Genomic DNA, 25,866 nt, shown 5'->3' with positions numbered 1-25,866 from the left:
ACCTCGTTTTTTGCTAGCCAACAACGAACAACTACTTTCTTCCTTCTAATCTTCCACCTTCCTCCAGCTTTTCTGATGAATATCACTTTTTCTCTTAACTAATCTCACTCAACAATACCTTACTCTTCGATAGTTTTGCATGGTATAAACTATGCATGAATGAAAGCTATCGCCTACAACATCAATCCGAAAGAAAAAGAGTGGTTAATATTAGCTAACTACAAAAAACACGAAATAACAATTATAGCCAATAGCTTAACTTTAGATACACTAAATTTTGCTGCTGGTAAAGAAGCACTTATCGTGTTTAACCAGGATCCGCTAAATGCTGATATTGTTGCCGGGTTAAAAGCTTTAGGTATTAAATATATTGCTACCTCCTCATTTGACTATAGTCACATCGATTTATTTGCCGCTAAAGCAGCGGGTTTAAAAATTGCTAATATTCCTTTTAAAGATGGTGGCAATTTAGAGAACATGCATCAGGTAATTAAGAACCTAGATAATTGGGCAGCAGGAAAATGTGTTGGCGATGCTTGTTGTTGCCAAAATAGTTGTGCAGTTAAATCCATAATTGATCAGAATCATGAACACTGACTTGCTCAAAAAATACAATATTGCTGCACCTAGATATACCAGTTATCCAACTGTTCCGTATTGGGAAACCGATAAATTTTCTGTTAATGGCTGGTTAACCGAGTTGCAAAAAACTTATACTGAAAGTAATACAGAAGGAATTAGCTTATATATTCATTTACCTTTTTGCGAAAGTTTATGCACTTATTGCGGTTGCAATACTCGTATCACTAAAAACCATGGTGTAGAAATACCTTACATTGATGCGTTAATTAAAGAGTGGGAAATGTACTGTAAGGTACTAGGTGAAAAACCAAAAATTAAAGAATTGCATTTGGGTGGCGGCACACCTACTTTTTTTAGTGCAGTAAATTTACAGCGATTAATCAATACCATTTTAAAAGGTAACACAGTTGATGATATTTCATTTTCCTTTGAAGGTCATCCTGATAATACTACAGCTGATCATTTAAAAACTTTAAACCAGTTAGGTTTTAAACGTTTAAGCTTAGGGATACAAGATTTCGATCCGAAAGTACAACTGATGATCAATCGTTTTCAAACTCCGGCTCAAGTGCAGCGCATAACCACCGAAGCTCGCAAATTAGGTTATGATTCCATCAATTTCGATTTAATTTACGGCTTACCCGGCCAAACCACAATCGGCCTTGCCGAAACCATAGCTGAAGTGATTAAAATGTTGCCAGAACGTATTGCTTTTTACAGCTATGCTCATGTGCCTTGGCTTAAACCTGGACAAAGACATTACTCCGAAAAAGATATCCCGACAGGAGATGAAAAATTTGCTTTATACCAATTGGGTAGAGCTGCTTTGCTTAATGCTGGCTATGAAGAAATTGGTATGGATCATTTTGCATTAAAGCAGGATAGCCTCTGTAAAGCTGGCCAAAACCAGCAATTGCACCGAAATTTTATGGGCTATACCGATCAGGCTACTCAACTATTAATTGGCTTGGGCGTTTCTTCAATCAGCGATTGCCAAACTGCTTTTGCACAAAATAACAAAACTGTTGAAGGTTATATGGAGCAAGTTGATAAAGGCCATTTTGCAATAGAAAAAGGACATCTCCTAACTGATAAAGACCTTAATATCAGAAAACACATTTTAAACCTCATGTGTAAAGGGTTTACCAAGTTTAAGACCGAAATTCCTTTATCTATTTTAGAAAGATTAACGCCATTTATGAATGATCAACTCGTTTTGGTTGCACACAACCAAGTACAAATCACACCACAAGGCAGATCTTTTTTAAGAAACATTTGCATGGCATTCGACGAGCGTTTATGGCAAAGGCAACCGCAAACCAATTTGTTTAGTAACGCAGTTTAACCACATTTTATGGAACAGCAAAAAATTATCGAGGCAAGTTTATGTTACCATTGCGGAGAGGAAATTGCAACATTGGATTTAGTAATTGATGACAAACATTTCTGCTGTGCAGGTTGTAAAGGCGTGTATCAAATTTTGGCTAACAATAACATGTGTGCCTATTATGCATATAATGACACACCTGGTAAACGACTAAATCTAAACACTCATTTCGAGTATTTAGATGAGCCAAGCCTACTTAAACAATTGCTTAATTATCAGGATGAAACGAGTAGTATGGTTACTTTTTACATTCCGGCAATTCATTGCAGTTCTTGCATTTGGTTGTTAGAACATTTATATAAAATAGATGCAGCCATATTCAATTCTCGTATCGACTTTTTAAAAAAAGAAGTCAGCATTAGTTTTAAGCACCAAGAAATTAGTTTACGAAAATTAGTAGAAACCTTGGTACAAATTGGTTACGAACCAGCCATTAATTTACAAGATTTTGTTAAAGAAAACAGTAACACAGTAAACAAAAGTTTGATTTTAAAAATTGCAGTATCAGGTTTTTGCATGGGTAATGTAATGCTGTTCAGTTTTCCAGAATATTTTGGCCTATCTAACCTCGAACCGCAATTTAAAGCGTTATTTGGTTGGCTAAATCTGGCTTTTTCTATACCTGTTGTTTTGTTTTGTGCCAAAGATTATTTTTTATCCGCCTATGCGAGCTTAAAACACAAACACGTAAACTTAGATACACCTTTGGCTTTAATTATTGCCGTTTTATTTTTAAGAACTGCCTATTCGGTAATTTTTAATGATGGCGTAGGTTTTGCAGATACCTTAACAGGATTGGTTTTTTTATTGTTGATGGGCAAGTGGGTTAAGCAACGCACTTATCATCACATTTCGTTTGATAGAGATTATCGCTCTTATTTCCCGATTGCTATTACCACTTTACAAGGTGGAAAAGAAAAACCAAAAGCAATTAATGAGTTGGCCATAGGCGATAGGTTATGGATTAGGAATGGAGAATTAGTGCCTGCAGATTCTATTTTAATGAAAGGCGATGCATGGTTAGATATGAGTTTTGTGACTGGCGAAACAGAACCAAAACACAAGGTTTTAGGCGAAATTATTTATGCAGGTGGCAAGCAAATGGGCGAAGGTATAGAAATTGAAGTGGTTAAAAATGCATCGCAAAGTTACCTGACAAGTTTGTGGAACAAAGAGAACTACAAAGCTAAGTTTAAACAAAATTTTAACGATAGTGTAGCTAAAGTTTTCAGTATTGTAGTGTTTGTAATTGCTTTTAGTGCAATGGTTTATTGGTTTTACTACGGAAATTCGGCAAAAGCTTGGGCCGCATTTACAGCAGTAATTATTGTAGCTTGTCCTTGCGTGTTGGCTTTAAGTACGCCGTTTACTTTGTCGGCTATTTTAGCTGTTTTCGATAAAAAGGGTTTTTATGTAAAAAACACCGATGCCGTTGAAGATTTAGCCAGTTGTAACTCGATTGTTTTCGATAAAACAGGAACGTTGACTACTGCAGAAAATGCTATAATCAGTTTTACTGGTAACCTTACTGATGAAGATAAAAAGATAGTGGTTTCATTGCTCAACCATTCATCGCACCCATTAAGCCGACAGGTTTTAAAACACCTTTCCTGCAATCAATTTTATCCGATTACGCAATATAAAGAGGTTTTAGGTAAAGGAATTAGAGGGATAGTTAATCAGCAAATGGTTTATGCAGGTAATCAATCTTTATTGCCTTTTGCTATTAAAGCTCCAGAGAAATCAGGAGTACACATCGTAATTAACGAACAATACAAAGGAACATTTATTGTTGCCCAACAGTGGCGCCCAAATTTAGCAAAGCTGATAACAAAACTTACAACCCAATTTAAGTTAAAAGTGCTTTCTGGCGATACCAATAAAGATGAGCAGGCTTTGCAAACTTTTTTTTCGCCTTTGGCCGATATTAGTTTTGAGCAAAGTCCACAAGAAAAGTTAACCGCTATAACACAGCAACAGCAAAATGGTGAAAAAGTAATGATGCTTGGCGATGGATTGAATGATGCAGGAGCTTTAAAACAAAGTGATTTTGGTATCGCAATTACCGATAATGTGAACAATTTTACACCCGGTTGCGATGCCATTTTAAAAGGTAGTTCACTATCGCTACTTCCAAATTTTCATCAGCTCAGTAAAGATGGTTTGAAAATTATTAAAATCAGCTTTGCTATTGCAATTACCTATAACTGTGTGGGTTTGTATTATGCAGTTCAAGGTACACTTTATCCTTTAGTTGCAGCAGTGCTGATGCCTATTAGTACCATTACCATTATCAGTTTTACTACCATAGCTACCAGATTTTTTGCAAGTAAAAACAAATTATTATGAACATACTTTATTTTTTGGTTGGTTGTAGCATATTAATGGCTTTGATTTTTTTAGGTGCTTTTGTTTGGTCGCTCAAAAATGGCCAGCATGATGATGTGGTAACTCCAGGAATCAGAGTGTTGTTTGAGGATGAGGATTCTAAAGTTGACAGTTAGGGGTTTTCAGTTAACAGTCTTCACTAGCCTTATCGTCATTGTCAGCTCGACTGGCAATCGTAATGCAATACAAATGAAAATAGAATTTAGCGCATTACTATTCCCGCCTACGCGGGAATGACGGTCGATTTTAAAATTCCATAATTCCCCTCAATAGTGACCAATATCACATTTCTAACTAAGCACTGTCACCCTTCAAATTTCATCTAGCAAATACCTTTGTTTCATTACAAAACACAAAACTATTTTATGCAGTTAGAAAAATTTACTTACGACAACAAGATTGTTCGCAATTTTGGTATTGCCACCATCATTTGGGGTATCATTGGCATGACAGTAGGTTTGCTCATCGCTTTGCAACTATTTAAACCTGCAATGAACATGGGCAACCAATATACCACCTTTGGTAGAATTAGACCATTGCACACCAATGCGGTAATTTTTGCCTTTGTTGGTAATGCCATTTTTATGGGAGTATATTACTCGCTTCAACGTTTGTTAAAAGCCCGTACGTTTAGTGATACCTTAAGCAAAATTCATTTTTGGGGTTGGCAACTCATTATCGTTTCGGCTGTAATTACATTGCCACTCGGTTTTACTTCATCGCATGAGTATGCAGAGTTAGAATGGCCAATTGATATTGCCATAACCCTAATTTGGGTAGTTTTTGGTGTAAATATGTTCGGTACAATTTTTAAACGCCGAGAACGCCATTTATACGTTGCCATTTGGTTTTACATTGCCACATTTGTAACTATTGCGGTTTTACACATCGTAAACTCTTTTCAATTACCAATTTCTTTCTTAAAAAGCTATTATGTGTTCGCTGGTGTGCAAGATGCCTTGGTACAATGGTGGTATGGACATAACGCGGTGGCATTTTTCTTAACTACACCTTATTTAGGGATGATGTATTACTTTTTGCCTAAAATGGCAAATCGCCCTGTGTACTCTTATAAACTTAGTATTCTTCACTTTTGGTCGTTAATTTTTATCTATATCTGGGCTGGGCCACACCATTTGCTATATACTTCCTTACCAGGATGGGCACAATCGGTAGGTGTTGCATTTTCGATTATGCTAATTGCCCCAAGTTGGGGCGGTATGATTAACGGTTTGTTAACCTTACGTGGCGCATGGGATAAAGTTCGTGAAGATGTTACTTTAAAGTTTATGGTAGTTGCCATTACTGCTTATGGTATGGCAACTTTCGAAGGGCCAATGTTATCGTTAAAACAAATTAACGCAGTTGCTCACTTTACCGATTGGATTGTAGCACACGTACACGTTGGCGCTTTAGGATGGAACGGATTTTTAACCTTCGGGATCATGTATTATTTGGTGCCAAAGCTGTATAAAACAGAATTGTATTCTAAAAAAATGGCTTCTTTCCACTTCTGGATTGGTACTTTGGGCATCTTATTTTATGCTGTACCAATGTACTGGGCTGGTTTTACACAAGGCTTAATGTGGAAAGAGTTTACCGCCGAAGGTTTATTAAAATACCCTAACTTTTTAACTACTACACTACAAATTATTCCGATGCATGTTTTACGTGGCATTGGTGGTGCAATGTATTTGCTTGGTGTAATTGTAATGGCTATAAACTTGGGTAAAACCATGTTAAGAGCAAAATTGGTTGATGAAACCGTTGAGGCAATGCCATTGGCAAAAGAAATAGAATCAACCGATCCAGCTGATAAAAAATGGCACCGCGTTTTAGAACGTAAACCAATGAAATTTATGGTGTTATCATTAATCGTGATTTTAATTGGTGGCATGGTAGAAATGATGCCCACATTTACCATCGAATCTAATATCCCAACCATTGCAGCCGTAAAACCATATTCGCCTTTAGAGCTGCAGGGCAGAGATCTATACATCAGAGAAGGTTGTGTAAACTGTCATACGCAAACTATACGTCCTTTCCGCTCAGAAACAGAACGTTATGGCGAGTATAGCAAAGCTGGAGAATTTGTGTACGATCATCCATTTTTATGGGGTAGTAAACGTACCGGACCAGATTTACACAGAATTGGTGGTAAATATTCTAACGCATGGCATTTTAACCACATGGTAGATCCAACATCTATGTCGCCAGGTAGCATTATGCCGCCGTACCCTTGGTTAATAGAGCAAACACTTGATGTTTCTACAACGCCAGCAAAAATAAGAGCCATGCAAACCTTAGGTGTGCCTTATCGCGATGGTTTTGCATCTGAAGCAAATGATAAACTAAAAATCCAAGCTGATGAAATTGCCAAAGATTTGAAACAAAACAACATCAACGTTAAAAGCGACAAAGAAATTATAGCCTTAATTGCTTATTTACAGCGTATGGGTACAGATATAAAAGCAAACCGAATGACCATTCCTTCAAACCAATAATTATGTTTAAACAAATTAAAGACTTAGCCGGCGGTGAATTTTACCTCATTACATCGCTCATCATATTTATGGTTTTCTTTTTAATAATTGGTTTATACCTCTATAAATTAAGCAGAAGCCACATCAGTGTGATGCGTAATCTACCTTTCGAAGACAATCAATCTAATGGATATGAAGAAGACTAATTTAATTTTAACACTCTTGCTGATAAGCTCTGGAGTTATAGCGCAAACAACCGTAGAACCAGCAAAGCAAATTATACCAGAACCAAATATTGGTTTAAGTATCACCGAATTGCTTGTTATCGCTCTGCTATTTTTTGCAGTGGTTTTATTGGTTGTTGCTGTAACGCTTTTTAATGCTTTTAAGGTAATGCTTAAAGAACAGAAAGATCCGCAACCTTTCATTAAATATCAAAAACCAGAGCAAGTTGATTATACAGAATGGTTAAAACTTAAAAAGAGTACGCCAAACATTTGGACCAAACTTTTGAGCTTAAAACCAATGGAAGAAGAGAAAAATTTAGAAATTCCACATGCTTATGATGGTATTAAAGAATTGAGTAATCCGGTGCCTGCTTGGTTTAATGTACTATTTTATGGTACCATTATTTTTGGTGCTTTTTATTTATACTATTATCACATTGGTGGATATGGAGAAAGACAAGATGATGAGTATATCACCGAAATGACTAAGGCCGATTTAGATAAAAAAGCTTTTCTGGCAAAATCTGCTACTAAAGTGGATGAAGGCTCGATTAAAATTGATGCTGCTCAAATTGTAAATGGAAAAGGTGTTTTTGATGCAAATTGCATTGCTTGCCATGGCGATAAAGGACAAGGTTTAGTTGGCCCTAATTTAACTGATGAGTTTTGGTTGCATGGTGGTAGTGTAGTGGATGTTTTTAAAGTGGTTAAATATGGCGTACCTGAAAAAGGAATGGTAAGTTGGCAAAAGAACCTCACATCGTTGCAAATTAGCGAAGTTACCAATTACATCATGTCTTTAAAAGGTACAAATCCGGTAGGAGCCAAAGCACCACAAGGCGAAAAATATGAAGAAAAATTAGCAATTGATACCGCGAATGCTGAAATCATAACTAAAAACTAATATGAAACTAATTGGACGTAAATTTCTTTACCCTAAAAAACCTGCTGGTAAATTATACAATTACCGCAAATGGGTAAGCTATGTTCTTTTAGTTTTTTTGTTTGCCGCACCTTTTTTAAAGATGAAAGGCGAACAGTGGGTTTTGTTAAACTTTTTAGACCGTAAATTTGTGTTTTTTGGTTTGATATTTACTCCTCAAGATTTTTATCTCTTTGCCTTAGCCATGCTGATTTTTATGATCTTCATTGTGTGCTTTACGGTAATTTTGGGTAGGCTTTGGTGCGGGTGGGCTTGTCCGCAAACTATTTTTATGGAAATGGTTTTTAGGCGAATTGAGTATTGGATAGAGGGAGATGCCAACCAGCAGAAAAAGTTAGATGCACAACTATGGACAAGAGAGAAAATTTTGAAAAAAGGTTTTAAACACTTTTTATTTCTGCTCATTTCCTTCGCTATCGCCAATACGTTTTTGGCATATATCATCGGCTCTGATGTACTTTATAAAATCGTTACTGAACCTATTAATCAGCACTTTACTGGCTTTATCTCAATTTGGTTCTTCACCTTTGTGTTTTATATGGTTTTTGCCTACGTGCGTGAAGTGGTTTGTACTGTAATTTGCCCTTATGGTAGGTTGCAAGGTGTATTGTTAGATAACCAAAGTTTAATTGTTGCGTATAACGAAAACAGAGGAGAGCCTAGAGCACATTTACAAAAAAACAAGGTAGATTTAAGCAAAGGAGATTGTATTGATTGTGGTTTATGCGTACAGGTTTGCCCTACTGGAATTGACATTAGACAAGGTACCCAATTAGAATGTGTCAACTGTACAGCTTGTATTGATAGTTGTAACGAGGTGATGCTTAAAATTAACAAACCTCAAAACTTAATTGGCTTTTTTACGCAAGATTACATTCAAAAGCAAACACCTTTTAAACTGGGTTTACGAGCTTACGGTTATACAGCGGTTTTGTTTGTGGTAGTTTTAGTTTTTTCGAGCTTAATTTATAAAAGGCAAAATGTACAAACTACGGTTTTACGGGCTAGTGGCACCACTTATCAGGTTAGGCCAGATGGAGCTATCAGTAATTTGTACAATGCCGAATTAATTAACAAAACCAATAAAGACATCAACTTTGTTTTTAAATCCGATAACCCCGCAGACAAGATAGAGTTTATTCAGAAACCAGTGTATTTACCGAAAGAAGGCACAGTTAGATTAACATTTTTCTTGATCAAAAATCCGAAAGATTTAACTGGTTTTAAAACAGATGTTTTGTTTGAAATAAAGACAAACAATGAAATAATAAGCACAGCTGAGACTACTTTTTTTGCACTGCCTTAACAAACGCTTTTAGTATTTTTATGAATACTTAAACAAATCAAAATGGTAACGATAGATAACTATTTAGACAGTCATTACATACACAGAAGCAATTGGCTACGAGCTGCTGTTTTAGGCGCAAATGATGGTATTATTTCGATTTCGAGCTTAGCAATTGGCATTGCTGCAGCAAGCACTACCAGAGAGCCTATTGTTTTGGCAACAGTTGCGGGTTTAGCTGCAGGTGCTTTGTCTATGGCAGCTGGCGAATATGTGTCGGTAAGTTCGCAAACTGATACTGAAAAAGCAGATATAGAAAGAGAGCGACAAGAGTTGCTAGCAATGCCAGAAGAAGAGCTTAAAATATTGGCTCAGATTTACGAGCGTAGAGGTTTAAAAAAGGAAACTGCACTACAGGTAGCTATTGAATTAACAGAGAAAGATGCTTTGGCTACGCACATTAGAGATGAGTTGGGCATCAATGAAATTAGTCAAGCGAAACCCATTCAGGCTGCATTTGCATCTGGAGCTTCTTTTACCGTTGGCAGCATATTGCCATTAATGGTAGTGTTGTTTGCCCCAGTTAAGGGATTGGAATATTGGCTGTATGCCTGCACCATTGTTTTTCTGATGATTTTAGGTACAGTTGCAGCAAAAACCGGCGGATCGCATATTGGTAAAGCGGTTTTGCGTATAGCTATTTGGGGTACTATTGCTATGGGTTTATCTGCTCTGGTGGGTTATATTTTTGGCGTTAAGGTTTAAAAAGTTACAAAATTAAAAGCACATGAACTGGGGAACGAAAATTGTTTTAGGAATGATAGTATTCATGCTGTTTATCATCGGTATGGTTGTGTATATGTTTAAAATACATGGAAATGATAATTTAGTAGATGAAGATTACTACGAAAAAGGGATCAATTACAATGATGAATACAATGCCAATCAGAACGTAATTACCGATAAAGCTGAACCAAAAATTACCATTAGCGATAGCCAAATCATTATTCAGTTAAAAGACAGTGCCAATTACAATTTAAAATTAGCCAGACCATCAACCAAAAAAGATAAATTGGCAGATAGTGGCGCTACGGTAAGCGATGCTCATCTGATCATCATTAATAGACAAAACATGCATAGCGGAGTTTGGTATTTAGAGCTAAAATGGATCAGCAATGCTAAAAAGTATCAACTTAAAAAAAGCATCACCCTGTGAACGGATTACCCTTAGCATTTTTATTGGGCTTACTCGGTAGTTTACATTGTGCGGTAATGTGCGGACCATTAATGCTGAGTTTGCCTTTACCTAAACAAAATTACTTTAAAGCAGCCTTACATTTATTGCTTTACCAGTTTGGTAGAGTTTTAATGTATACGCTAATGGGTATTTTAGTAGGTTTTGTTGGGAATAGTTTAAGTTTAGTTTTTAGTCAAAATACGCTTAGCTTAATTATAGGGATATTGCTTGTGATTTTTACTGTTCTATATTTTAGTAAAAGTTATCTGCAATTTTTTAATTCTTTTCAATCGAAACTAATTGCTCCAATTGCAAAATTAATGGGTAAGGTTTATGGTTTGCCATTTTGGGGCTTCTTTGCAGGTATGCTGAATGGTATTGTTCCTTGCGGCATGGTTTATTTAGCCTTAGCAACCGCTTTAAATACAGCATCAGTTCAAGAAGCGGGAATATTTATGTTTCTGTTCGGCTTAGGTACAACACCATTAATGTTATTGATCTCCTTAGGTGGGATTTATTTAAAAAAATACATTCGTTTTAACCCCAACAAGTTGGTGCCTTGGTTTATGCTTTTTTTAGGTGTGCTTTTTATCATGCGAAGTGCAGAATTGGGTATTCCTTTTTTATCTCCAGCAATTCATGCCACGCATCCTGGGCATGTGGCAGAATGTATGTAATTAATTAAGCAAAGCTGATGAAAATCAGTTTTTAACTTATTAAGAGTCATTAATTAAACATCGCTAAGAGCTTACTTTTATATTGTTTAGCAGCCCAAAAAGTAGCTGCAACTATTTATATGAAAGTTCCTAATTATATTGATGAAGATAATGCTCTAGCTATTGTAAATTCTGGCGATAGGGTTTTTATACACGGTGGTGCTGCCACACCAGTTTGCTTAGTAAAAGCCTTGCAAAATAGGCATCAGCAATTAAAAAATGTAGAATTGGTTAGTATTACAACACTTGGTGATGTTAATTTGGATCAACCAGAGTTTCGCAATTCCTTCTACTTCAATTCATTATTTGTATCGACAGCTACCAGAAACGTTGCCAATAGCGAAAACGGCGATTATGTGCCCATTTTTTTAAGTCAAATACCACAGCTTTTTCGTAAAAATATTTTACCTATTGATGTAGCCTTAATTCAGGTTTCTCCGCCAGATGCACATGGCTATTGCTCATTAGGTACATCAGTAGATATTGCCCGTTCTGCGGTAGAAATGGCCAAACATGTAATTGCACAAGTAAATCCATTAATGCCGCGTACACATGGTGATGGTTTTTTACACATCAATAAGATTGATGCAATGGTTTGGTACAATGCCGATTTGCCAGAGGTGAATTACGCAAACCAAATTACTGATGTGGTTGAAAAAATTGGATTGAACGTAGCCTCACTTGTAGAAGATGGAGCAACGCTGCAAATGGGTATTGGTGGTATTCCAGATCAGGTTTTAAAGAATTTAACTACGCATAAAAATTTAGGGATCCATACCGAAATGTTTGCCGATGGTATTATTCCATTGTTAGAAAGTGGTGTAATTAACAATAGTTTAAAGAAATTGAATGTGGGCAGATCGGTAACCTCATTTATTACCGGCACTCGCAAATTGTACGATTTTGTGCATGATAATCCTTCGATAAGAGTAATGGATATTGGGTACGTTAACGACACTAGTATCATTAGGCAAAATCCAAAAGTTACTGCCATTAACAGTGCAATAGAAATTGATATGACCGGACAGGTTTGTTCAGACTCTATCGGCACTTATCAATATTCGGGAATTGGAGGTCAGATGGATTTTATCCATGGCGCCTCACTTTCTGAAGGTGGTAAACCTATCATCGCTTTGCCATCTCAAACCAATAAGGGTATCAGTAGGATAGTACCATTTTTAAAAGAAGGAGCAGGAGTGGTAACCACTCGTGGTCATGTACATTGGATTGTAACCGAATATGGGAAGGTAAATTTATTTGGATTGAGCCTTAAACAACGAGCAAAAGCATTAATAGCAATCGCTCATCCCAACCACAGAGAAATGTTGGAAAAATCTTACCATCAACGATTTAATAAATAAATTTTTCACCCTAAAATATCAATACCATGATTCCAAAAACAATGAAAGCGGCTGTGCTGCATGAATTCGGCAAGCCACTTACGATAGAGCAGGTTGAAGTTAAAATGCCTGGTGAAAATCAAGTTTTAATTAAAGTAATTACAAGCGGTGTTTGCCATACAGATTTACATGCTTGTGAAGGCGATTGGCCGGTTAAACCTAAATTACCATTAATTCCTGGTCATGAAGCTGTAGGTAATGTTGTTGCTTTAGGCAGAGGAGTAGAGAATGTACAAATAGGAGATGTTGTTGGTGCGCCATGGTTATTTAGCGCTTGTGGGCATTGTGAATATTGCATCACCGGATGGGAAACCTTATGCGAAAGTCAGCAAAATGGTGGTTACAGTGTAGATGGTGGTTATGCAGAATATGTAGTTGCTGATGGGAGGTATATTGCTCGTTTTCCGAAAGATATTGATTTTTTAGCAATGGCGCCAATTACCTGTGCCGGAGTAACAGTTTATAAAGGATTGAAAGAAACGGAAGTTAAACCTGGCGAATGGGTAGCGATTTCTGGTATTGGCGGACTAGGACATTTAGCGGTACAATATGCCAAAGCAATGGGTTTACATGTGGCAGCAATTGATATTTCTGATGAAAAGTTAGCCCTAGCTAAAAAGTTAGGTGCCGATTTAACAGTTAATGCATTACATGATGATCCTGGTAAGTATTTAAAAGAAAAAACTGGTGGCATGCATGGTGTTTTGGTTACGGCCGTTTCGCCAATTGCTTTTAAACAAGCGTTAACTGCTTTGCGCAGAAAAGGTACGATCTCATTAAATGGTTTACCTCCGGGAAGTTTTGATTTGCCAATTTTCGAAACGGTTTTAAATCGTTATACGGTAAGAGGATCTATTGTTGGCACGCGAAAAGATATGCAAGAGGCCATCGGCTTTGCCGTAGAAGGAAAAGTAAAAGCTACCGTTCATGCTGCTAAACTAGAAGATATCAATGAAATTTTAGCGCAGATGAAAAAAGGTGAAATAGAGGGTAGGATCGTATTACAAATTGCAGAATAATTAATTTAATTTAATCACAATAACCATGGATTTAATATCAGAGTCAACATTATCAACAGAGCTGCAAGAACTTTATTTGCAAAATAAAGAATGGATGTCGCAAGTTTGTTTTTTAGAAGATGAAAGTAGGTTTTACCAGAAACTTTTTGGTGAAAAGCTATTTTATATTGGCAAAAAACATACAGCTAAAGAAATTGATGCCATTACAAAAAGCTTAGCCATTTTGAGTGAAAAGACATTGGCGTTAAAAGAATTGGTAAACAAACATCAGCGTATGCTGGAAGGTATTTTAAAAACCGAAGATTTAAATGTGGATATGAAATTAATTGAAGAGCATAGCGAACTTACAAAGGAAATTAATGAGCAATTACTTGCCAATCGGATTGTTAAATCTGATTTATTTAGAATGGTTGAAGGGGTTGATTGATTGAAGAATTTTATGCGATATGTCAGTCTGAGCGTAGTGAGGGATCTCTTTTTTTGGATTATCAATGAGATTCCTCACAAGCTTTTTATGACACTTTTCTAAGCACGTTTTGTCATCCAGAACGCAGCGAAGGATCTCTTTAGACTTTTTAATGAGATTCCTCGCAAGCTCGGAATGACAAAGTTACTAAGGATGGTTTCTAAAAAACTTGTCATCCAGAACGCAGTGAAGGATCTCTTTTAGGATTTATCAAAGAGATTCCTCGCAAGCTCGGAATGACAAAGTTACTAAGGAAGGTTTCTAATCACGCTTTGTCATCCAGAACGCAGTGAAGGATCTCTTTCGCAACTTATCAATGAGTTTCCTCGCAAGCTTGGAATGATAAAGTTTCTAATCACGCTTTGTCATCCAGAACGCAGTGAAGGATCTCTTTTTTAGGATTATCAATGAGTTTCCTCGCAAGCTCGGAATGACAAATTTTTAATCTAAAATTTTATTTTGTAAGTTCAATTATGAATTATCATAATTACGCTATATACATTCTAACTAATAAAGCAAGAACTGTTCTCTACATAGGTGTAACTAATGATTTATCTATCAGATTACAACAACACATTGAAGGTTATAATGCATTTTCATTTACTTCAAAATACAATTGTTTTTATTTAGTTCATTTTGAGCATTTTCAATATGTTGATGATGCAATTGCAAGGGAAAAAGAACTTAAAGGCTGGTCACGAGAAAAGAAAAACTCATTGATTGAGACTGATAATAAAGACTGGAGATTTCTAAATGATGAGGTAATCCAAAAATGATTTGCTTAGAGACTCCTCGCAAGCTCGGAATGACAAAGTTACTAAGGATGGTTTCTAAAAAACTTGTCATCCAGAACGCAGTGAAGAATCTCTTTTAGGATTTATCAAAGAGATTCCTCGCAAGCTCGGAATGACAAAGTTACTAAGGATGGTTTCTAAAAAAAAATTGTCATCCAGAACGCAGTGAAGGATCTCTTTCGCAACTTATCAATGAGTTTTCTCGCAAGTTAGGAATGACAAAGTTTCTAATCACGCTTTGTCATCCAGAACACAGTGAAGGATCTCTTTCGCAGCTTATCAATGAGTTTCCTCGCAAGCTCGGAATGACAAAGTTTCTAATCACGCTTTGTCATCCAGAACACAGTGAAGGATCTCTTTCGCAGCTTATCAATGAGTTTCCTCGCAAGCTCGGAATGACAAAGTTTTTTAAAATAATTGTTATTCAGGACTTGTACCTATTTTACATCGGTAACCCATTCAAGTACCACTATAACCTACCAACCAATAACCTCATTTCCCTCTGGTAAAACCATTAAAGGGATACTTATATTCTTAGCCATTTGTTGGGTATGACTACCAAATGCAAATTCAGCGAACATTCCTTTCTGGCGATGTACCATTGCTAAAATATCAACATCTCCATTTTGGGTAAGCCATAATAAACCATCATTCACCTTTTTTTGCTGTATATGACGATAATAGATTTTAGGATAATTAATTTTACCTGTTACATTTTTCAGAAAAATATTTGCTTTGCTGTACGGATCATGAAAATCTGAAGCTAATCCATGGATATGACACAATAAAATCTCTGGTTCTAGTCTGCAGAAGTGTCTTGCAATGTTTTGTATAGAATCCATGTCTCCAACATTTAAATCTGTTGCAAAAGCAATTTTATCAATTTTACGATAGGTAGCGTTTTTAGGGATCAACAAAGTTGGAATTTTAGTTTGATCAATTTGTTTTCTGCTTATGCTACCAATTAAAAATTTTTCTACTGCACCTGCTCCAGATAAACCCATCACAATTAAATCAAAATCATGCCGATCTATTAGTTGATCTATTGCTTTATTAGCATCGGTATGTTCTATACTATAAGTAAGTGAAGGTGTTTCTGCAGTATTTAAATTTTCTTTTTCGATAATTTTCTCTGCAAATGTTTTTAAAAACGTGGTTGTTCGATCGATATAACTTTCGTCTTCGCTGGGCGTAACTACCGTAATGCCATACATCGCATTGTTTGCTATCGGAACAATTGAATGACAGATGTGAATGTTAAATTTGATAACCTTAGCTAATTGAATGGCATAGTTTAATGCATTGTCTGCACATTCAGAAAAATCAATTGGGACAAGTATTTTTTTCATGATGATGTTGTTTTTATCAAAGATAACCAAGTGCTAATTTAGAAATGTAAGCATCGTCATCATACAATGTGATGCTACTCATATATTTGATATTCAATAAATTATAAATCAATTTAATGATTACAATCAGTTTTATAACTATTGCTTATCATTAGCAGCTAATGGGGTAGCTGTACATTTGATTAACAATAAAAACTTAATCAATCACCCCCAATGAAAACAAATCAACTCATCCACTACGGTTGGATAATTTTAAAAGTTAGCATCGTCTTATTCATGCTTTCTCCTATGATGCTAATGGCGCAAAGCAGCTATAAATTGGCTTCTTCTAAAGATAATACAATTAAGGTTTTAGGTAAATCTAATGTGCACGATTGGACAATGGTAGCTAAAGGTTTAGAAAGCAGTGGTTCTTTTAAATTTAACAGTAACAATGAACTAGTTGATTTAACCTCTTTTAGGTTTAGTGTTTTAGCTAAAAGCTTAAAAAGTGATAAAACATCGATGGATGAAAGAACTTATAAAGCAATGAAAGCCGATCAGTTTCCAAAAGTTACTTATCAGCTCACTTTTGCAACGGTTACCATGGTGCAAGCTAATAAATACAGTATACAAACATCGGGTAATTTAACTATAGCAGGCAAAACTCAGGTTATTGCCATGAAAGTTATGGCTTTGGTAAATGCAGATGGTTCTATTACTTGCCACGGACAAGAAAATTTAATCCTTACAGATTACGGCATACAGCCACCAAGTTTTATGCTAGGTGCCATGAAAGTTGGTAACGACTTAAGCATACAATTTAATCTTACTTATACTAAATAATACGAAATCCTTAAAATCAAGATCATGAAAACTAATTCTACAATATTAAAAGTTGCTGCGGTAGCGCTTCTTTTCACGAGCACGTTGAGTATAAAAGCTCAAGCTCAGGTTACTAACTTGCGTCCTTACGATAAATCTGGTATCAACGTATTTGAAGCGCCTAAAGATAGCACCACAATTTTCGACAAGCTAAAAGTGCAATTTGGTGCTGGCTTTACTCAATCTTTTCAAGGTTTAAAACATGAAAACACTGCTGGTGGATTATATAAAATGACACCAGGATTTAACACTGCAAATGCCAATTTATTTATGGATGTGCAATTAGCAGATGGAATTAGATTAAACTTAACAAGTTACCTATCTTCTCGTCACCATAACGAAACTTGGGTAAAAGGTGGCTATATCCAATTTGATAAATTACCATTTAGAGGCAAATTATGGGAAGATATCATGTCGGTAACCACCATAAAAATTGGCCACATGGAAATCAATTATGGCGATCAGCACTTTCGTAGATCTGATGGTGGACAAACCATTTACAATCCTTTTATAGAAAACTATATTATGGATGGTTTTACCACAGAAATTGGTGGAGAAGTTTTGGTTAGAAAAAATGGATTATTCGGAATGTTGGGTGTATCTAACGGAATGATTAAAGGGAATATTGATAGTTTAATTGCCACCACTCAAGATGCAAATGTGCATAAATCGCCAGCTATATATGCTAAAGGTGGTTTCGATAAACAACTGAATACAGATGTACGAGTTCGTTTTGCAGGTTCATTTTACAGCAATAACAGCTCTGGCGGACAAACCTTATATGGTGGCGATAGAACTGGATCAAATTATTTCATGGTGATGGAAAAAATAGGTGCAACAACTGCTGCAAATGCTTTTTCTGGAAGATTTAATCCTGGTTTTAGTAAAAAAGTTAGTGCCTTGCAATTAAATGCATTTGTAAAACTAAAAGGACTAGAATTATTTGGTACTTATGAAAATGCCAAAGGCAGATCAAAAACTGAAACTAATGTAAGAGGAGCAGAGCAGATAGCGATAGATGGTGTTTACAGATTTGGAGTAGAAGAAAACTTCTTTATTGGCGCCAAATACAATGTAGTAACAGCCGAATTGGCTAATGTAGCAGCAGTTGGTACTACACCTGCAATTACTTATGCAAGTGATGTTAAAATTGATAGAGTTGCTTTTACAGCTGGCTGGTTTTTAACTAAAAACATCTTGTTAAAAGGAGAATATGTTACCCAAAAATATAAAGATTTTCCAACTGCAGATTTTCGTAACGCAGGCAAATTTAAAGGTTACGTGATCCAAGCCTTAGTTGGTTTTTAATTACCCAAATAATTAATAGGAGGCTGTATCAGAATTAAAAATTCAAAATTTTAGGAAAATTAAATTTGGCGGTTTCGTCATGCTCAGCTTGACTGGGCATCGTAAAGCGCTTAATAAGGGCTAATCATTAACCTTTTCTTGCATTACGATTCCCGTTTTCACGGGAATGACGACAGTTCAAAATATTATTCTGCTAATCAATCATTAAAATCTATTCTGATACAGCCTCTTTTTTATGCCATTATCATGAAAAAATATCTATTACTTTTAATTGTTTTTATCGTATCAACAAGCTTTGTTGGCAATAGAAACACAGCGCTTAACACCAAATGGATTATTACAGAACATAGTAATTTAAGTGTAAATGGCACCACAAACGTAGGTAAGTTTTCATGCAAAATTAATGAGTATGCTAAAACTGATACTATTATTATTGCTAATGACAAAACCGATAACATTATACTTACAGGAGCGGTTACAATTGATGTTTCAAATTTTAGTTGCAGTAATTTTATAATGACAAGAGAATTGCGCAAAACCCTGAAATCAGATCAGTTTCCACAATTAATTGTTAAATTTTTATCACTAAAAGAAATTGCTAATCCGAACTCAAAAGTAAGTACCGTTTGTGGCAATGTAGAAATAACCATTGCAGGTGTAAGCAAACGCTTTGAGATTTCTTACCGTATCAATATTGATAATAATAAAATGACCTTAGTTGGCGTTCAACCTATCTATTTTTCCGATTTTAAACTTACTCCACCCAAAAAAGTTGGTCATTTGGTAAGGGCCAATGATAAGCTCTCGGTAATATTTAATTTAAATTTGCGAGCAATTTAATCTTTTAATCAATTCTGATGATCAGTGCTCAATCTTTTCTCTAGTCCTAAATAAATTAAAAGATTTAGCAAAATTAAGTTCATCCCATAAAATATATCTTCAATAGGTATGGTTAACATTCTAATACCGATAATTTCATTGCTGTTGTACCAAACAACAGGTGCATCAAGCATCGTTCCTGTTAATAATCCGTTTACAATGGTAAAAGGTATCAATAATATCAAATAAACTAGGAAAAATCGATCTAGCCAATTTACTTTTAAAACAAATTTTGCTACAATAAGTAACAAAGCAAGACTAAATAAGGTAACGGTAGTATACAACTGATCTAAGAAATAAAACCCGCCGACAAAACCCATTGCGATGAAAAAGTAAGTGATCAAATTGGTTGTTTTTTCAGCTAATTTTAGTTTTAAAAGAATGTTTAAGCAATGGAAGGTAAAAACACAAGAAAAAGGAATACATAGAAAAAACAAGATTTCCTCAATCGGCATGTTACCAATTTTTAGCCCAATTAAATAGGTAGGATTAAAGCCCCAAACACCCAAATGGGTAAAGTAAACATCTCCTAAAACAAATACCAATCCTGTTATCAGCACGGCTGGAAAAAAGGAGCGCCAAGTTTTATGAAATTTTAACCTCGGATGAAACGAAAATAAAAAGGGAACAATAATGGTAAAAAAATCAATAAGCAAATAAGTATACTTCATGTTATTTGCTGTTTTTAGCCTGCATAAAATATTTAATTGGCACCCACAACATACCAAAACATTCGCCTTCATGTTTGCCTAAATGTTTATGGTGCATTTTATGAGCTCTTCTAATTGCCTTTAAATACCAATTGTCTGTATTTCTAAATATTTTAAAACGTTGGTGAATAAAAATATCGTGTACCAAAAAATAGCATAAACCATAAAGGGTAATTCCTATACCAACGTATAGCGCAATCCTTACCTCAAAAAAGTTGCCTAAGGCCAAGCAAATTATTCCCGGAATAGCAAAAATCAAAAAGAAAAAATCATTCTTTTCTAAAAAATCATTTGGGTCTTTTTGATGATGATCTTCGTGCAAAAACCAGCATAAGCCATGCATAACATATTTATGCGTTAGCCACGCAACTCCTTCCATGCTAAAAAATGTGCCCAATACGATACCTATATTTATTAAAGTTTGCATATCCTAAAAAATTGTTTTGTAAAGTGTTAAAACCTTATCTATGGCTATTTTAAGCCACTCAGTATATTGTTGTGGATTAGTTTTTAAATCTTCAGCCAAATCATACAAATTTAAGTATTTATAATTAGCTACCTCAGCTACATTTATAATTGGCAAGTCATCTGTTATGCCATAATATACATGATCAAACTCATGTTCTATTAAACCATTTTCTACATTGGCTTTGTATAAAAAGTTAAAGCCATAAATCAAATCACAACTCATGCCCATTTCTTCTAACAACCTTCTATTTGCTGCCGCGATATTTTCCTCGCCACTTCTTGGGTGACTGCAGCAAGTGTTAGTCCATTTGCCGCCCGAATGGTATTTGTCTAAAGCTCTTTGTTGCAACAATAAATCGCCTTTGGTATTAAATATAAAAACTGAAAAGGCACGGTGTAAAATACCACTAATATGAGCCTCCATTTTTGGCATTATGCCAATTTCATTGTCGTTATAATCTACTAAAATTACGTCTTCTGCCAATTTTTTATTTTTTTAATTTCTTCCTGATTACATTGTTTAGATATAATGAGGTATTCTATAATGTTGTTTTTTAGTTGCTTATCATCAATTTTAACAATTGAATTGATTAACACATCTTTATCTATTTTAATATGATCATTGTAACCCAAAAAGGAGGGAAGGTTGGTTTGTATAGAAAACCTAATAAACCTTAACTCCGCTTGTTTTGGTTCTTTTTTAATGGCCTTTTCTAAATAGTTTTTTCCTTTATTAAATCGGCTTAATTTAGTTACCGGATTAAACGCATATTTGGCTTCCATCATTTCAGTTGCACCTCTATAACCAATTAAAATTGCATCAGAATTGTCGTTTACTTTAGCCAGCAAAGCTGATAATTTTTTTACTGCTGCTTTATTTTCTGCGGCTTCGTAATATAATTTGCGTAGGGTTGCAACCTCCACATCGCTCATTGTAAAAAAATTCGAAACCATCATCAAAATCAACACAGCTAAAAATTTCATAAAACATTCATTTTGTGTCTTAATAGCGAATCGAACATCAATCCAAATTTATGACCGTTAGAAATTCTAATTCTATTGTTCATCACTTTTTCTGGTGGTGCCTTTTTAATTTTCTTAAACAGCTCTAAATAATAAATGTAAGCTAAATAAACGCCTTTTTTTGAGCTTTTAGGCAATTGTTTTATGCCTTCTAAAGCCAATTTAAATTCGTTTTCTATGTCTGCTTCAATTTCTTTTTTTGCAGCATGGCTGAAATTAGTTAAATCGATATTAGGAAAATAAGAGCGGTTCAATTGCTGAAAATCTGCTTTTAAATCTCTCAAAAAATTAACTTTCTGAAATGCTGAACCTAGACGCATGGCTGATGGTTTTAATCTTTGATATTCTGCTTCATCACCATTGGTGAAAACCTTTAAGCACATTAAACCAACCACTTGTGCCGAGCCTAAAATGTATTCATCATACTTGTCATTACAATAGGTTTGCTCATTTAAATCCATCTCCATGCTTTTTAAAAACAAAGCAATTAATTCGTGGTCAATTTGGTATTGATTAACCACTTGCTGAAATGAATTTAAAATTGGATTTAAACTAATGCCTTGTTCAATTGCTTCATTACAATCGTCCTTAAATTTTTGCAGCAGATACGTTTTATCATAATCATGAAAGCTATCTACTATTTCGTCGGCAAGCCTAACAAAACCATAAATTGCATAAATTGGTTGGCGCAATGGTTTGTGTAAAAAATAAATGCCTAACGAAAAACTAGTACTGTACCTAAGGGTAGTTAACTTGCTGCATGAGGCAGATAATGTATCAAATGTCTCTTTCATATTTGTTTTTCTAGGTGCTTAATTAATACATCTGTGGCCACTTTGCCCGAAATAATAGAAGGCGGAACACCAGGACCAGGAACTGTAAGTTGACCAGCATAACAGAAATTAGCTAGTTTTTTATTCTGAATAGAAGGCTTAAGGTTAGCTGTTTGTGGTAAAGTATTGGCTAAACCATACGCATTGCCCTTGTATGCGTTATAATCGTTTACAAAATCTGTAATGCAATAACTTTTTTTATAATCGATGTTGTTTCTAATATCGGTTTCGGTAAATTTCTCTAATCTATCCATCACAATGTGATAATATTTTTCTCTTAACGCTTCAGTATCTTCTAAATTGGGAGCAAGTGGTATAAGGATAAATAGATTTTCGTGACCAGCAGGGGCAACATCTTGGTCTGTTTTTGAGGTGCAACAGGTATAAAATAACGGTTTGCTTGGCCATTTTGGTGTGGTGTAAATCTCTTCGGCGTGTAATGCCAAATCTTCATCAAAAAATAGGGTATGATGATGTAGTTTTTCTATTTTTTTGGTTACACCTAAATAAAATAATAAGCTCGATGGAGCCATTACTCTTTTATCCCAATATTTTTCTTTGTAGTTTCTGTAATCATCACCCAAAACCTCTTCAATATGGTGATAGTCTGCAGCAGCGATTACACCATCGTAATCTTCTGTTCTAGTGGTAGATTTTAATTGGGCAACTTCGTGGTCATCAATAACAAAAGACTGAATACTTTCATTGGTATAAAATTTTACACCTTGTTGTACTGCTAAATCTTTCATGGCATTAATTACAGCAACAAAACCACCTTTAGGGTACCAAGTACCTAAACTTAAGCCAGCATAATTCATTAAGCTGTATAAAGCTGGTGTATCTGCAGCAGTAGCACCCAAAAACAAAATAGGAAATTCCATTAAGGCAATTAATTTGGGGTGCTTAAAAAACTTACGCACATGATTATGGAAAGAAGTAAGCAGCTGAAGTTTAAATATACCTTTAAAAATATCTAAATCAATAAATTCTGCAATTGATAAACCAGGTTTGTAAACCAATTTATCCATACCTACTTTGTATTTGTAGGCGGCTTCCTCTAAAAATTGTTTCAGTTTTACGGCACTTCCTTTCTCTATACTTTCAAAAAGCTCATCTAAAGCCAATTGATCATTAGGAATTTCCATTAAGTCGTTTTCACCAAAAACAATTGAAAAACCTGGGTCGAGTAAGGTAAGCTCGTAAAAATCTGATGGTTTTTTACCGAAGTCTGCAAAAAAACGTTCAAATACATCGGGCATCCAATACCAACTTGGGCCCATATCAAATTTGTAACCGTTTTCGGTACTCATTTGCCTTGCTCTGCCGCCAATGTCTTCATTTTTTTCATATACATCAACCTCATATCCGGCTTTTGCCAAATAACAAGCAGCACTTAAGCCTGCAAAGCCAGAGCCAATAACGGCAATTTTTTGTTGATAGGTTTGTTTAGTTGGCATGGCTTAGTTGATGGAGATGAGTTATAAATGCGGCTATTGAAGGTAAGTAATTAATTTTTTGATCTAATTGTAAAGAGGTGATTAAATCTTTATTCCCAGATAAGTGAATATTTATATCAGGGTTTTGATTGCTGAGTTCGTGTATGAGTTTATTTGTTTCTGCTAGTGGTCTTTGTCTAACCATAAAAAGTAAAAGATGAGCTATTTTATTTTGATGAATTGCATTTTGAATTGAATTGGTGGGTATTTTTTCTCCTAAGTAAATTACCTTAAATCCGTTGTTGCGTAATAAGTAATTGGCAAAAAGAAGGGGGATATCATGGCCTTCATCCTCTGGTAGGCACAATAACCAAGTAGATTTATTTAATGATGCCAACGGTATTTGCGCTATGGCAACCATCAGTTTCTGACGTATGATATTGGTGATAAAGTGCTCTTGAGCTGGGCATACTTCGTCTTTTCGCCATAAAAAACCAACCCTTTGTAATACAGGATAAATGATGTTTTGATAAGATTTTTCAATGGTGTAATTGCTAAAACAGCCTTCCAGTAGCCTGCTAAACTCCACTTCATTAAATGTTAATCCGTATTTTACCAGTTGCGAGATGTAAAATTCGTGTCTTTCATCAATACCAACTGTTTTATTGATTTCATTTTCTAAAAAACTATTAATTTGAAGTTGGGTATAAGAACAGGCTGCCGAAATTTTAATACCGGCTTGTACCATGCTTACAATATCTAACAGTCGTTTTAAATGTGCATCAGAATAAATTCTGGTATTTCCTTCAGAACGATCTGGCGTAAGGGCATGATATCTCCTTTCCCAAATTCTAATGGTATGAATGGGTACACCTGAAAGTTGCTCTAAATGTGAAATTGAAAACTTCATTTTTGTCTAAGTAAATTAACGAAAATTTAGACAAAATGGATGTAGGAATTATAAAATTTATCAGTTTTGTTACTTTAAGGAATTAAGAGGGCTGATTTTAGTGCTTCAATAGGGAAGTAAAGCTTATGAAAATATTTTTTAAAAACAGCGCTAAAAAAGAAAACGGAGACACAGTTTTAACACCGTATCCCCGTTTAAATTAACGCTCTCAAGAGCAAATATAATGATAACTCTATTTAAAAAAAATAAAATCAAATAAATATGTTAAAAACCTATTGTAATATTTGTAATTATTTGATTAATAGCTCAATAAATTTTAAAATTTTTTTTCAAAAAAGCCCCAACAATTGTTGAGGCTCGCATAGGTAGATATATCTTAATAACTAATTAATTTTACATTTAAGTTCTTCATAAACCTTAAGGTATTTTTTTAAATGCATACGAGCATAATGTATCCTGGTTTTAACAGTGCCGATGGGCATATCAAACTCTTCGGCAATTTCATGATATTTATAACCTTCAAAATAGCGCATAAATGGATCATACAAGTTAGCTGGTAAAGAGGTTAATGCTTTTTCAATATCAGCATTGATAAATTTTTGCTCCCCTTGGTTTTTTGATGCGCTGTGCAGTAATTGACTTGAAGAAATTTCTTCAGTAGTAGACATTACTTTTTGAGTACGGGCATTACGGCGGTAATCATTAATAAAAGTATTGCGCATAATGGTAAATAACCAAGCCCTAAAGTTGGTTTCGGGTTTAAATTTAGCAAAATAAGTAAAGGCTTTAAGCAAAGTATCTTGCATTAAATCATTTGCATTTTCTTCATCGTTAGTAAAGCCCATGGCATAAGCTTTAAGCTTAGCACGGTAAGGAATGATCATTGAATCGAAGTTTAAGCTTTCTATAGTCATAATAGGTTGATTTAAATTTTTTCAGAGATTAATTCGATAACAATAAAATTTGTTCAAACATTATACCATCATGGCAACGAATTTTGATCTCCATTCTATCGAAAATGTTGCTTAACGAATTATTAAAAGCATTATATGCCTTGTAGCGATATTCTGATAAGTTTTGAACATCATGCCATTTATTAGCTTGAATATTAAGCATTAAAAATTGGGTACTTATACCTTTAACATTAAGTAAATTACGC

At 35.0% G+C, this 25,866-nt stretch carries 27 protein-coding genes; 18 read left to right on the top strand and 9 right to left on the bottom strand.

Annotated elements, in window-relative coordinates; genetic code table 11:
* The first annotated feature begins 159 nt into the window (after nt 1–159).
* The 15 genes from FA045_RS17270 to FA045_RS17200 all read left to right on the top strand — a co-directional run bounded on the left by FA045_RS17270 (nt 160) and on the right by FA045_RS17200 (nt 14,909).
* On the top strand, nt 160–597 hold the full coding sequence (locus FA045_RS17270) for a Rossmann-fold NAD(P)-binding domain-containing protein (protein ID WP_136878336.1): 438 nt from the start codon (nt 160–162) through the stop codon (nt 595–597).
* On the top strand, nt 587–1,927 hold the full coding sequence (hemN, locus tag FA045_RS17265; RefSeq protein WP_205943181.1) for an oxygen-independent coproporphyrinogen III oxidase: 1,341 nt from the start codon (nt 587–589) through the stop codon (nt 1,925–1,927). Before FA045_RS17270 ends, hemN begins: the two co-directional genes overlap by 11 nt.
* A 9-nt stretch (nt 1,928–1,936) precedes the next feature.
* Nucleotides 1,937–4,318, top strand: coding sequence for a heavy metal translocating P-type ATPase (locus FA045_RS17260; protein ID WP_136878335.1), 2,382 nt, complete (start codon nt 1,937–1,939; stop codon nt 4,316–4,318).
* The gene (gene ccoS, locus FA045_RS17255; RefSeq protein ID WP_136878334.1) at nt 4,315–4,473 is read left to right on the top strand and encodes a cbb3-type cytochrome oxidase assembly protein CcoS; all 159 of its coding nucleotides are present in this window, start codon (nt 4,315–4,317) and stop codon (nt 4,471–4,473) included. The genes FA045_RS17260 and ccoS overlap by 4 nt, the downstream gene beginning before the upstream one ends.
* A gap of 249 nt (nt 4,474–4,722) precedes the next feature.
* Complete coding sequence (gene ccoN, locus FA045_RS17250) at nt 4,723–6,861, top strand: cytochrome-c oxidase, cbb3-type subunit I (RefSeq protein WP_136878333.1); 2,139 nt, start codon at nt 4,723–4,725, stop codon at nt 6,859–6,861.
* Between the two features lie 2 nt (nt 6,862–6,863).
* Nucleotides 6,864–7,046: a hypothetical protein gene (locus FA045_RS17245; RefSeq protein WP_136878332.1), complete on the top strand. Its 183-nt coding sequence runs from the start codon at nt 6,864–6,866 to the stop codon at nt 7,044–7,046.
* Entirely contained in the window at nt 7,033–7,971 is a 939-nt protein-coding gene (locus tag FA045_RS17240) for a cbb3-type cytochrome c oxidase N-terminal domain-containing protein (protein ID WP_225871375.1), read from the top strand. The genes FA045_RS17245 and FA045_RS17240 overlap by 14 nt, the downstream gene beginning before the upstream one ends.
* Before the next feature lies 1 nt (nt 7,972).
* Complete coding sequence (gene ccoG / locus FA045_RS17235) at nt 7,973–9,316, top strand: cytochrome c oxidase accessory protein CcoG (protein ID WP_136878331.1); 1,344 nt, start codon at nt 7,973–7,975, stop codon at nt 9,314–9,316.
* Between the two features lie 42 nt (nt 9,317–9,358).
* A complete protein-coding gene (locus FA045_RS17230) occupies nt 9,359–10,060 on the top strand; it encodes a VIT1/CCC1 transporter family protein (RefSeq protein WP_136878330.1) in 702 nt (233 codons plus the stop codon).
* A 22-nt stretch (nt 10,061–10,082) separates the two neighbouring features.
* Entirely contained in the window at nt 10,083–10,511 is a 429-nt protein-coding gene (locus FA045_RS17225; protein ID WP_136878329.1) for a FixH family protein, read from the top strand.
* Nucleotides 10,508–11,209, top strand: a complete 702-nt coding sequence (locus FA045_RS17220) for a sulfite exporter TauE/SafE family protein (protein WP_136878328.1) — start codon at nt 10,508–10,510, stop codon at nt 11,207–11,209. Before FA045_RS17225 ends, FA045_RS17220 begins: the two co-directional genes overlap by 4 nt.
* Before the next feature lie 119 nt (nt 11,210–11,328).
* Nucleotides 11,329–12,609 (top strand): acetyl-CoA hydrolase/transferase family protein, encoded by a 1,281-nt coding sequence (locus tag FA045_RS17215; protein WP_136878327.1) that lies wholly within the window; start codon nt 11,329–11,331, stop codon nt 12,607–12,609.
* Nucleotides 12,610–12,635: 26 nt separating this feature from the next.
* Nucleotides 12,636–13,667 carry an alcohol dehydrogenase AdhP gene (gene adhP / locus FA045_RS17210; RefSeq protein WP_136878326.1) on the top strand — a complete coding sequence of 344 codons (1,032 nt, stop codon included), beginning with the start codon at nt 12,636–12,638 and terminating at the stop codon, nt 13,665–13,667.
* Nucleotides 13,668–13,692: 25 nt separating this feature from the next.
* On the top strand, nt 13,693–14,094 hold the full coding sequence (locus tag FA045_RS17205; protein ID WP_136878325.1) for a hypothetical protein: 402 nt from the start codon (nt 13,693–13,695) through the stop codon (nt 14,092–14,094).
* A gap of 512 nt (nt 14,095–14,606) precedes the next feature.
* The gene (locus FA045_RS17200) at nt 14,607–14,909 is read left to right on the top strand and encodes a GIY-YIG nuclease family protein (RefSeq protein WP_136878324.1); all 303 of its coding nucleotides are present in this window, start codon (nt 14,607–14,609) and stop codon (nt 14,907–14,909) included.
* 494 nt (nt 14,910–15,403) lie between these two features.
* Here FA045_RS17200 and FA045_RS17195 read toward each other — a convergent pair whose 3' ends face one another.
* Nucleotides 15,404–16,276, bottom strand: a complete 873-nt coding sequence (locus FA045_RS17195) for a universal stress protein (RefSeq protein WP_136878323.1) — start codon at nt 16,274–16,276, stop codon at nt 15,404–15,406.
* 213 nt (nt 16,277–16,489) lie between these two features.
* On the opposite strand from FA045_RS17195, the gene FA045_RS17190 reads away from it, so the two are divergent.
* The 3 genes from FA045_RS17190 to FA045_RS17180 all read left to right on the top strand — a co-directional run bounded on the left by FA045_RS17190 (nt 16,490) and on the right by FA045_RS17180 (nt 19,288).
* A complete protein-coding gene (locus FA045_RS17190; protein ID WP_136878322.1) occupies nt 16,490–17,101 on the top strand; it encodes a YceI family protein in 612 nt (203 codons plus the stop codon).
* Nucleotides 17,102–17,125: 24 nt separating this feature from the next.
* Nucleotides 17,126–18,448, top strand: coding sequence for a hypothetical protein (locus tag FA045_RS17185; protein WP_136878321.1), 1,323 nt, complete (start codon nt 17,126–17,128; stop codon nt 18,446–18,448).
* Nucleotides 18,449–18,694: 246 nt separating this feature from the next.
* Entirely contained in the window at nt 18,695–19,288 is a 594-nt protein-coding gene (locus FA045_RS17180) for a YceI family protein (protein ID WP_136878320.1), read from the top strand.
* Nucleotides 19,289–19,296: 8 nt separating this feature from the next.
* Here FA045_RS17180 and FA045_RS17175 read toward each other — a convergent pair whose 3' ends face one another.
* The 8 genes from FA045_RS17175 to FA045_RS17140 form a co-directional block, all read right to left on the bottom strand.
* Complete coding sequence (locus FA045_RS17175; protein ID WP_169305088.1) at nt 19,297–19,998, bottom strand: lycopene cyclase domain-containing protein; 702 nt, start codon at nt 19,996–19,998, stop codon at nt 19,297–19,299.
* Nucleotide 19,999: 1 nt separating this feature from the next.
* Entirely contained in the window at nt 20,000–20,464 is a 465-nt protein-coding gene (locus FA045_RS17170; RefSeq protein WP_136878318.1) for a sterol desaturase family protein, read from the bottom strand.
* Between the two features lie 3 nt (nt 20,465–20,467).
* The gene (gene idi, locus FA045_RS17165; RefSeq protein WP_136878317.1) at nt 20,468–20,989 is read right to left on the bottom strand and encodes an isopentenyl-diphosphate Delta-isomerase; all 522 of its coding nucleotides are present in this window, start codon (nt 20,987–20,989) and stop codon (nt 20,468–20,470) included.
* Nucleotides 20,974–21,489: a hypothetical protein gene (locus tag FA045_RS17160; RefSeq protein ID WP_136878316.1), complete on the bottom strand. Its 516-nt coding sequence runs from the start codon at nt 21,487–21,489 to the stop codon at nt 20,974–20,976. The genes idi and FA045_RS17160 overlap by 16 nt, the downstream gene beginning before the upstream one ends.
* Complete coding sequence (locus tag FA045_RS17155; protein ID WP_136878315.1) at nt 21,486–22,322, bottom strand: phytoene/squalene synthase family protein; 837 nt, start codon at nt 22,320–22,322, stop codon at nt 21,486–21,488. Before FA045_RS17155 ends, FA045_RS17160 begins: the two co-directional genes overlap by 4 nt.
* Nucleotides 22,319–23,818, bottom strand: coding sequence for a phytoene desaturase family protein (locus tag FA045_RS17150; protein WP_136878314.1), 1,500 nt, complete (start codon nt 23,816–23,818; stop codon nt 22,319–22,321). The genes FA045_RS17155 and FA045_RS17150 overlap by 4 nt, the downstream gene beginning before the upstream one ends.
* Complete coding sequence (locus FA045_RS17145; protein WP_136878313.1) at nt 23,808–24,707, bottom strand: MerR family transcriptional regulator; 900 nt, start codon at nt 24,705–24,707, stop codon at nt 23,808–23,810. The genes FA045_RS17150 and FA045_RS17145 overlap by 11 nt, the downstream gene beginning before the upstream one ends.
* 383 nt (nt 24,708–25,090) lie before the next feature.
* On the bottom strand, nt 25,091–25,621 hold the full coding sequence (locus FA045_RS17140) for an RNA polymerase sigma factor (RefSeq protein WP_136878312.1): 531 nt from the start codon (nt 25,619–25,621) through the stop codon (nt 25,091–25,093).
* Between the last annotated feature and the right edge of the window lie 245 nt (nt 25,622–25,866).

Source organism: Pedobacter cryotolerans, assembly GCF_005116475.1.
GTDB lineage: Bacteria > Bacteroidota > Bacteroidia > Sphingobacteriales > Sphingobacteriaceae > Pedobacter > Pedobacter cryotolerans.
The sequence above is the reverse complement of the archived record's forward strand: the minus strand, read 5'-3'. Positions and strand labels throughout refer to the sequence as shown.

What these genes read in the sequence shown, in the direction of transcription:
- FA045_RS17240 (WP_225871375.1), top strand. Translation starts at nt 7,033, where the DNA reads ATGAAGAAGACTAATTTAATTTTAACACTCTTGCTGATAAGCTCTGGA.
- FA045_RS17175 (WP_169305088.1), bottom strand. Translation starts at nt 19,998, where the DNA reads ATGAAGTATACTTATTTGCTTATTGATTTTTTTACCATTATTGTTCCC.
- FA045_RS17215 (WP_136878327.1), top strand. Translation starts at nt 11,329, where the DNA reads ATGAAAGTTCCTAATTATATTGATGAAGATAATGCTCTAGCTATTGTA.
- ccoN (WP_136878333.1), top strand. Translation starts at nt 4,723, where the DNA reads ATGCAGTTAGAAAAATTTACTTACGACAACAAGATTGTTCGCAATTTT.
- FA045_RS17190 (WP_136878322.1), top strand. Translation starts at nt 16,490, where the DNA reads ATGAAAACAAATCAACTCATCCACTACGGTTGGATAATTTTAAAAGTT.
- FA045_RS17140 (WP_136878312.1), bottom strand. Translation starts at nt 25,621, where the DNA reads ATGACTATAGAAAGCTTAAACTTCGATTCAATGATCATTCCTTACCGT.
- FA045_RS17230 (WP_136878330.1), top strand. Translation starts at nt 9,359, where the DNA reads ATGGTAACGATAGATAACTATTTAGACAGTCATTACATACACAGAAGC.
- hemN (WP_205943181.1), top strand. Translation starts at nt 587, where the DNA reads ATGAACACTGACTTGCTCAAAAAATACAATATTGCTGCACCTAGATAT.
- FA045_RS17150 (WP_136878314.1), bottom strand. Translation starts at nt 23,818, where the DNA reads ATGCCAACTAAACAAACCTATCAACAAAAAATTGCCGTTATTGGCTCT.
- FA045_RS17185 (WP_136878321.1), top strand. Translation starts at nt 17,126, where the DNA reads ATGAAAACTAATTCTACAATATTAAAAGTTGCTGCGGTAGCGCTTCTT.
- ccoG (WP_136878331.1), top strand. Translation starts at nt 7,973, where the DNA reads ATGAAACTAATTGGACGTAAATTTCTTTACCCTAAAAAACCTGCTGGT.
- FA045_RS17225 (WP_136878329.1), top strand. Translation starts at nt 10,083, where the DNA reads ATGAACTGGGGAACGAAAATTGTTTTAGGAATGATAGTATTCATGCTG.
- FA045_RS17260 (WP_136878335.1), top strand. Translation starts at nt 1,937, where the DNA reads ATGGAACAGCAAAAAATTATCGAGGCAAGTTTATGTTACCATTGCGGA.
- FA045_RS17205 (WP_136878325.1), top strand. Translation starts at nt 13,693, where the DNA reads ATGGATTTAATATCAGAGTCAACATTATCAACAGAGCTGCAAGAACTT.
- adhP (WP_136878326.1), top strand. Translation starts at nt 12,636, where the DNA reads ATGATTCCAAAAACAATGAAAGCGGCTGTGCTGCATGAATTCGGCAAG.
- FA045_RS17155 (WP_136878315.1), bottom strand. Translation starts at nt 22,322, where the DNA reads ATGAAAGAGACATTTGATACATTATCTGCCTCATGCAGCAAGTTAACT.
- FA045_RS17270 (WP_136878336.1), top strand. Translation starts at nt 160, where the DNA reads ATGAAAGCTATCGCCTACAACATCAATCCGAAAGAAAAAGAGTGGTTA.
- FA045_RS17145 (WP_136878313.1), bottom strand. Translation starts at nt 24,707, where the DNA reads ATGAAGTTTTCAATTTCACATTTAGAGCAACTTTCAGGTGTACCCATT.
- FA045_RS17160 (WP_136878316.1), bottom strand. Translation starts at nt 21,489, where the DNA reads ATGAAATTTTTAGCTGTGTTGATTTTGATGATGGTTTCGAATTTTTTT.
- ccoS (WP_136878334.1), top strand. Translation starts at nt 4,315, where the DNA reads ATGAACATACTTTATTTTTTGGTTGGTTGTAGCATATTAATGGCTTTG.
- FA045_RS17180 (WP_136878320.1), top strand. Translation starts at nt 18,695, where the DNA reads ATGAAAAAATATCTATTACTTTTAATTGTTTTTATCGTATCAACAAGC.
- FA045_RS17195 (WP_136878323.1), bottom strand. Translation starts at nt 16,276, where the DNA reads ATGAAAAAAATACTTGTCCCAATTGATTTTTCTGAATGTGCAGACAAT.
- FA045_RS17245 (WP_136878332.1), top strand. Translation starts at nt 6,864, where the DNA reads ATGTTTAAACAAATTAAAGACTTAGCCGGCGGTGAATTTTACCTCATT.
- FA045_RS17170 (WP_136878318.1), bottom strand. Translation starts at nt 20,464, where the DNA reads ATGCAAACTTTAATAAATATAGGTATCGTATTGGGCACATTTTTTAGC.
- FA045_RS17200 (WP_136878324.1), top strand. Translation starts at nt 14,607, where the DNA reads ATGAATTATCATAATTACGCTATATACATTCTAACTAATAAAGCAAGA.